6 protein-coding genes are annotated in these 7181 nt (G+C 58.2%); 5 read left to right on the top strand and 1 reads right to left on the bottom strand.

The genetic code is table 11. From position 1 onward, the window contains the following. Window positions 1-194 precede the first annotated feature (194 nt). Entirely contained in the window at window positions 195-2117 is a 1923-nt protein-coding gene (gene dnaG / locus QP884_RS11100; protein WP_284822049.1) for a DNA primase, read from the top strand. A gap of 80 nt (window positions 2118-2197) precedes the next feature. Here the strand turns inward: dnaG and QP884_RS11105 are convergent, their stop codons facing one another. Beyond that, the gene (locus QP884_RS11105) at window positions 2198-2479 is read right to left on the bottom strand and encodes a hypothetical protein (RefSeq protein ID WP_005324241.1); all 282 of its coding nucleotides are present in this window, start codon (window positions 2477-2479) and stop codon (window positions 2198-2200) included. A 156-nt stretch (window positions 2480-2635) separates the two neighbouring features. On the opposite strand from QP884_RS11105, the gene QP884_RS11110 reads away from it, so the two are divergent. The 4 genes from QP884_RS11110 to QP884_RS11125 all read left to right on the top strand — a co-directional run bounded on the left by QP884_RS11110 (window position 2636) and on the right by QP884_RS11125 (window position 6162). Beyond that, window positions 2636-2785 carry a hypothetical protein gene (locus QP884_RS11110; protein WP_005324243.1) on the top strand — a complete coding sequence of 50 codons (150 nt, stop codon included), beginning with the start codon at window positions 2636-2638 and terminating at the stop codon, window positions 2783-2785. 190 nt (window positions 2786-2975) lie between these two features. Next, entirely contained in the window at window positions 2976-4190 is a 1215-nt protein-coding gene (locus QP884_RS11115) for an acid phosphatase (protein WP_434736468.1), read from the top strand. A gap of 86 nt (window positions 4191-4276) precedes the next feature. Further along, a complete protein-coding gene (wecB, locus tag QP884_RS11120; RefSeq protein WP_284822051.1) occupies window positions 4277-5458 on the top strand; it encodes a non-hydrolyzing UDP-N-acetylglucosamine 2-epimerase in 1182 nt (393 codons plus the stop codon). Window positions 5459-5496: 38 nt separating this feature from the next. After that, window positions 5497-6162 carry a DUF1707 SHOCT-like domain-containing protein gene (locus tag QP884_RS11125; RefSeq protein WP_284822052.1) on the top strand — a complete coding sequence of 222 codons (666 nt, stop codon included), beginning with the start codon at window positions 5497-5499 and terminating at the stop codon, window positions 6160-6162. Window positions 6163-7181: the final 1019 nt, after the last annotated feature.

Below are 7181 nucleotides of genomic sequence, written 5' to 3' on the forward strand. Positions count from 1 at the left end.
ACCAGCCGAGAAAATGGCAGCACTGATAAACTCAACCGAAACATAAGAAGTGTTTCCACGACCACTAGAATCCGCCCAGGTGGAATACACCCCATCAGAGGGTAATTTCCGCCCAAACCGTGAACCCACAGGCACCACACCATCCTGGCCCAGCCATTTGAACATTCCCACCGCGTGCGGGGTAGTCTGTACGCATGGCAAAAGGCAGAATTCCGGACAGCGACATCCAAGCTATCCGTGAACGCGCGCCTTTAGAAGAAATCGTCGGCGAGTACGTGCAGCTCAAGCCCGCCGGGCACGATTCGCTCAAGGGCCTTAGCCCTTTCAAGGATGAAAAGACCCCGTCCTTTCACGTGCGCCCGCAGCGCGGCTACTACCACTGCTTTTCCACCGGCAAGGGGGGCGATGTATTCAGCTTCCTGATGGAAATGGAGCAGGTCTCCTTCCCAGAAGCCGTTGAAGCAGTAGCGCAGAAGATCGGCTATCACATTAATTACCAGGGCGGTTCCACAGGCGCGCGCAATGAGAAGCCGGGCACGCGTCAGCGCCTCATTGCTGCCAATAAGGCCGCCCACGAGTTTTACCGCCAGCAGTTGGAGACCCCGCAAGCGGCCACCGCCCGCGATTTCCTGCTGGACCGCGGCTTTTCCCGCGAGGTCATCTATGACTTCGAGTGCGGCTATGCCCCGGAGGGTTGGGATACGGCCACCAAGCACCTGCTGCGCCTAGGCTTTTCCTTTGAAGAACTGGAAGCAGCTGGCATTTCCAAGATGGGCAAGCGTGGTCCCATCGACCGCTTCCATCGTCGCTTGCTGTGGCCGATTAAGGACCTTTCCGGCAACGTCATTGGCTTTGGTGCGCGCAAGCTTTTCGACGACGACAAGCTCGGCAAGTACATGAACACCACTGAGACCATGCTCTACCGTAAGTCCAAGGTGCTCTTCGGTCTCGACTTGGCCAAGCGCAATATTGCCGATAACCACCAGGCAGTGGTGGTGGAAGGTTATACGGATGTCATGGCCATGTATGCCGCTGGAGTGAAAACCGCAGTCGCATCGTGTGGCACTGCCTTTGGTGGCGAGCATCTCCAGGTGCTACGCCGGCTCATGCTGGATGATTCTTATTTCAGCGGCGAGCTCATCTATACCTTCGACGGCGATGAGGCAGGGCAGAAGGCCGCCATGCGTGCCTTTGACGGCGAGCAGAAATTCACCGGCCAGTCCTTTGTCGCCGTGGCCCCGGATGGCATGGATCCGTGCGACCTGCGTTTGGAAAAAGGCGATGCTGCCGTGCGTGATCTGGTGGCGGATCGAATCCCTATGTTCGAGTTCGTCATCCAATCCGTCATCTCGGGTTATAGCATCGACAGTGCCGAAGGCCGCCTGCAGGCCCTGCGTCGCGCGGTCCCCGTGGTGGCGCAAATCCGCGATCAGCCTTTGCAGCGCGAGTACGCCCGCCGTCTTGCCGGTTGGGTGGGTTGGCCCGACCCGGAAGAGGTCCTGCAGCAGGTCCGCGCGGAGGCGCGCAAGCCCAAGAAGGCCGAAAGACCCACCCTTCGCCGCTTCGATAACGCGAAGCAGCAACCGGCCCAGCAGGATGCGCCGGTAATTCATCCGCCGAGCCCCAAGGAAACCCACCTGTGGCCACAGCGCGAGGCCCTCAAGCTGGCCTTGCAGATGCCGCAGGTGGCAGGCTCCTACTTCGATGGCATCACTGCTGATGCCTATACCAATGACGCCTACCGCCTCGTCCGCGAGGCCATTTCCACCGTCGGTGGTGCCGCCCATGGTGCCACCTTGCCCGCCGTGGAGTGGCTTGCTGCAGTAGCCGGCGAAATGCAGGACTTAACCGCCCGCAACTTCGTCTCCGAGCTTGCCGTGGAAGCCATTTTGCCTACCGACGTCGGCCCTGAGAAATACGCCGACTCCGTTTTATCCCGCCTGCAAGAAACCGTGGTGGGGGACCAAATCGCCCAGCTCAAGGCCCGCCTCGGCCGCATGCGCCCCTCTGATGATGAGGCCAGCTATAACTCGCTTTTCGCTGACTTAGTCGCTCTCGAGCAGGCCCGCCGCGAACTCAATGACCGCGCCTTCCGCGGTACGCCTCCCCAGGCATAAAAATCTCCCCTCGGCGCGACCCTAAATAAGGTGCGTGCCGAGGGGAGGGGAGGAGGCCTTAAGACTAGTCTGCAATCGACCTAGTCCTCATCGGGCTCATAAATGCGGTCCGCATTATCCACCTGCGATCCGCGCAGCCGGCCTTTGCCCTTGCGCTTGGAAGACAAATCGCGAACCTCGCGCATGCGCGGTTCTGGGTCCAGGCGATTGGCTACTGCCTTTCGAGCCGAGGTGACGGCGGACTTGGTCACGGGGGAGTTGACGGCCTTTTCGTAGGCGCCCTTGATCTGGTGGTAGCGCTTGCGGCCTGCTTTGGTGCCAAAAACGTATCCTGCTGCGGCGCCGAAGACGAATTGGATCATTGCTTAGCGTGTCCCCTTATTCCTGTGCGAGTAAAAGTTCCCCACCAGCCTACCGCGAAGCTTTGGCGCGCGCCGCCAACCACGAGTGAGGGGTGGCGCTAGCCCCGCATTGGACTAGCACTTTTCATGGTGCGCAATACGCGCTAGTTTAAATGTGTGGAAAATAACAAGCGCAGGGATTCGGCGGCGGCATCAGCAGTGGCGCTGGCCGCGCTTTTTACCGCGAGCATTTCTGCGGAATCTTCCGGCCACCAACCGGATACCGCCGCGGCGCACCAAGGCCCCAATTGGCCTGAAGAACGCTGAGTGGTGGCCGCAAAGGTCTACCCGCCAATCCACGATTATGCATGCGAGTTTAGCGTCGCGTTCACTTCTCCTTAACTTTAGTTAGATATTATTCGTGGGAATTTGATGCTAGTAAAAGGTTTCTACGTTGAACTATCGGAATAATCTTCGCCCCGCAGTCCGTGGGCTCGCCCTGTGTGCGGCTACTGGGCTGACTATAGCCCTCGCACCGTCGGCCACAGCCCTTCCCGTAGCCGTACCCCAGCTGCGTGAGCCTGTCACCCAGCAGTCCACCGGCGCAGCCCCAGTCCAGCACCCCGGTGCCCCGGTTCCAGAGCCGTTTAGCACGGACTATATCGCGGGCTTTGAATCCGATGTCTCGTCTTATCAATTTGGCAACTACTGGCAGGTAGTCCAGCTTTTTGATCACATCAAGGCTCAGCCAGAAATCCGCCAAGAAAATATGGACAAGGCCGTGGCCATCAATAATGCGGCGGCAGGGGACCAAGCCCTTATTCAGCGTGCGCAGTCCGATGCCAGGGCTAGCTCCACCAGCGTGCTCAACGCCGTTTCTGACTCGATGGGCAAGAACCTAGGCGATGCCTTCCGCGCCGCCTTGGCCGAGCACCGCCTGCCCAAGACCGAATACCTCCTAGGAAATGGCTATGCGGCCCGCGCAGGCGGACTGGCCAATTCCACGATGTCTGAGAAGTACTACTTCAACTATCAACGCCCGTATCAGCGCGCGCCGCAGGCGATTAAGCGCTACGACGATGGTTCCAAGGATCTCTATCCCACCTCGCCAGCTTTCCCTTCGGGCCATACCAATCAGGCAACGTGGATTACCACGCTGATGTCCTTCATGCTGCCTGAGGTAGGTCCACAGCTCATGCTGCGGGGCGCGGAGGCCGGCAACCACCGCGTGGTCCTAGGAGTGCATTACCCGCTGGATGTCATCGGCGGCCGCATGACTGGCCAGGCCGCCGCAGCCGACCGCCTCAATGACAAGCGCATGCGCCATGCCCTGTGGGAAGCCTCGATGGAAGTGCGCAAGGAAATTAAGTGGCGCACCGGAAAAACGGTGGAAGAATTGGTGGCCCAGGATAGGGCAGAGGGTACCGACTATCGGTCCACAGAGGATGCGGTGGAGCAATATTCCAAGCTCATGGACTATGACTTCGCCCCGCGATACCGCACCGACGCCCCGATGGTCGTCCCGCAGGCCGCCCCAGTGCTGCTTGCCGCATCCCATCCAGAGCTCAGCTGGGACCAGCGTGCCGAGGTGCTACGCCAGACCGCGCGCCCAGCCGGCAATCCATTGGATTGGCAGGCAGAGGGAGGCTCGTGGCAACGCCTCGATCTAGCCCGCGCCATGGCGGCCAAGGCGACTGTTGTCCCAGACGGCGGCGTGAGCGTCAGCGACTAGAACGCTCCAAAACCAGAGCGGGGGTACAGCTCTCCCGTACATGGTTCAATGAAGAAGTATCTCCATCACTCTAAAGGAAGAGAATAATGACTAAGCCCAAGGTAATGACCATTTATGGCACCCGACCGGAAGCTATCAAGGTGGCACCGGTCATCAAGGCGCTGGATAAAGATGAGCGCTTTGAATCCATCCCAGTCTCTACCGGCCAGCATAAAGAGATGCTGGAACAGGTCAACACCATGTTTGGCATCCAGCCGAAGCACGATCTGGAGCTCATGAAACAGGGACAGGGGCTTAACGAACTTGTCTCCCGCGCCATTGCTGGATTGGACTCCATCATTGAGGAAGAAAAGCCGGACGTCATCATCTCCCAGGGCGATACCTCTACCGCTATGGCTGCAGCGCTCGCCGGTTTCCACCGTGGGGTAAAGATCGTTCACCTCGAAGCCGGTTTGCGTACCGGCGATATCCACTCGCCGTTCCCAGAAGAAGCTAACCGTAAGCTCATTGGTCAGGTAGCCGAACTGCACCTGGCCCCAACCGCAGGCTCGATGGAGAACCTGCGTCGCGAGAACGTGCGTTCCAAGGACATCGTGGTCACCGGTAATACCGTCATTGACGCTCTGCTGGAAGCAGCATCGTGGGATACGAAGTTCGCGGACCCTGCCCTGCAGGAAGCCGCCGAGTCCGATAAGCGGCTTGTCGTAGTCACCACCCACCGCCGCGAGAACCTTGAGGCGATGAAGGAAATTGGTGGGGCAGTTAAGGACTTGGCAGAAGCCTACCCGGAGATTAACTTCGCATTGCCGCTGCACCTAAACCCAAAGGTGCGCCAAGCGGTACTGCCGGAGGTCGAGCACCTGCCAAATATCATCATCACGGATCCGCTGCCTTATGACCAGTTCACGCAGCTACAAAACCGTGCCACCATCATCCTGACTGACTCCGGCGGAGTCCAGGAGGAGGCACCAGCATTGGGCAAGCCGGTGCTAGTCATGCGCCAAAACACCGAGCGCCCCGAAGCCGTCGTTGCCGGCACGGTTAAGCTGGTGGGCACTAATCGCGAGCTCATTGTGGCAGAGGCAAAGCTTTTGCTTTCCGACGCCGCCGCATTCGACGCCATGGCCAACGCCGTCAATCCTTATGGTGACGGCAAGGGCGCGCAGCGCGCTATTGCGGCTATCGCAGAGTTGACCGGGGTAGGCGAGCGCGTAGAAGATTTTCTGCCGGAGGCCGATTCCTCTAAGGGGCCCCAAGGCGAGGAATAAGCCGCGCGCATGGTGGCTATAGCGGATATTATAAAAGTATGAAACCGCTGGAAATCCGTTGTAACCACCAAGAGCGTATGAAAGCCGCAGACATTTTAGGAGATGCGCTTTCGGCAGGGCAGATAGACCTCGATGATTTTGAAAAGCGCTCGGCTGCGTGCGTCGATGCAACGACCCGCGCTGAGCTCATCGAGCCGCTGGCTGACCTTGTAGAGAACCCAGAAGTTCTCCTTTTTGAGCAGGAACGAAAAATCGCAAAGCCCTATGCGGGCCAGCAAGAATCCAAAGCCATCGCCAAGGTGGAGCAGGCTATCCGCCAGGTGCAGCCGAGCGTGCAGGAGACCCGCTCCCTTGCGGTGGGGATTTTCGGCGGGTCCACTGTCAGCGGTGGGGCAGTAGCTCGTTCCCTGACAGCCCTGGGCTTTTTCGGCGGAGTGGATATTGATCTCACGGGCGTCGCCCTGCACAGTCGTACTACCACCATCAACGCGGCGGGCGTCTTTGGTGGCGTCGATGTCTATATTCCCGAAGGCTTCCGCGTCCACGTCAGCGGCGTAGGCCTTTTTGGCGGACATGACCTCAAGGTAGAGAACGGCGCCATCCATCCGAATGACCTCCCGGTAGACGCTCCAGAAATCAACGTCAATTGCTACAGCCTCTTCGGCGGCGTAGAGGTGCATGTGGGACGCCGCTATGGCGGGTAGCTATACAATTGTTGGCCCTGACAGTCTCTCGTTGACTGGACTGGGCCGCATCTGAATAGTGCAGGGAGCACTTTTCGTGTGGAAGGAAAACCCACACAACTAATAACCTCATGGGGCGCTGTAGATAGCGTTGACTACTCACTTCCACGCGCCGACGATAAGCGTGAAAGCCTCTGCACCAGTAGTTGGCCGCGTGAGATAGCAGCCTATTAGAAGCCTAAATGTCTTTCTAGCGCACCTGTAAGCCCACTCCCACTTCGAAGAATTCTCCGGCACCGTAGCCAAGATTTACAGAAAATCGGTGGATCTAGCTCGAGTTGCCCTTGTGGCCAAGACGGTGCCGACTTCATTTCTCAACATCGAAAACGCTAACAAGAACGCCTGCATAGATTTATGCAGGCTCGGCTCAGCTCAATCTAGGTGAGTACCTCTTGGAGTTAACACCTTTCGGCTGCCGCAAACCGCTAGTCACGGCCTGCGGTTTTCGCGTCACCTCTGACAGGACTGAGAATCAGCAGCATTCTTAATACAACGCTTAGGCCTAGTAGTAAAACCGCCTAGTGGCATCGCCAGCCCGATAGCACTTAGGCTTCCAGCCAGTTGAATCTACCTAAGAACAGGTTGCCCAAATTCGGGGCTTAGAGTACTGGATTGCCGGAACGAAAGGCAGCCAAACTGGCACTTGATGATTCTATTTCCCGGGTTACGGTGCCTTAGACCGCTACGAAGCCGAGCCGGCTTGTTTCAGAGCTTGGTACCAAGTCTTAGGCCTATTTCTGGGCGGCGCTTGTTCGAACCCCAGCTCTTCCAACGAGGACGTAGACGGGGAGATAGAGGCTTCTAAGACCTGCTTCAGAAGAGCAGAATCAGGAGGTGTGTGACCGCGCCCCCAGCGCCCCATTAATAACCACATGTTGTTATCGGGTTCGGGGGTCGCCCGTAACTGAACTGGCCCCCGAAAGTTGGACTGGTTTAATTCTAGGCGGTTAGGGCTTCAAGGGTCTGATTTCGATATTGCA

It is taken from the genome of Corynebacterium tuberculostearicum (assembly GCF_030229345.1).
Classification (GTDB): Bacteria; Actinomycetota; Actinomycetes; order Mycobacteriales; family Mycobacteriaceae; genus Corynebacterium; species Corynebacterium tuberculostearicum_G.

What these genes read in the sequence shown, in the direction of transcription:
- dnaG (WP_284822049.1), top strand. Translation starts at nt 195, where the DNA reads ATGGCAAAAGGCAGAATTCCGGACAGCGACATCCAAGCTATCCGTGAA.
- QP884_RS11105 (WP_005324241.1), bottom strand. Translation starts at nt 2,479, where the DNA reads ATGATCCAATTCGTCTTCGGCGCCGCAGCAGGATACGTTTTTGGCACC.
- wecB (WP_284822051.1), top strand. Translation starts at nt 4,277, where the DNA reads ATGACTAAGCCCAAGGTAATGACCATTTATGGCACCCGACCGGAAGCT.
- QP884_RS11125 (WP_284822052.1), top strand. Translation starts at nt 5,497, where the DNA reads ATGAAACCGCTGGAAATCCGTTGTAACCACCAAGAGCGTATGAAAGCC.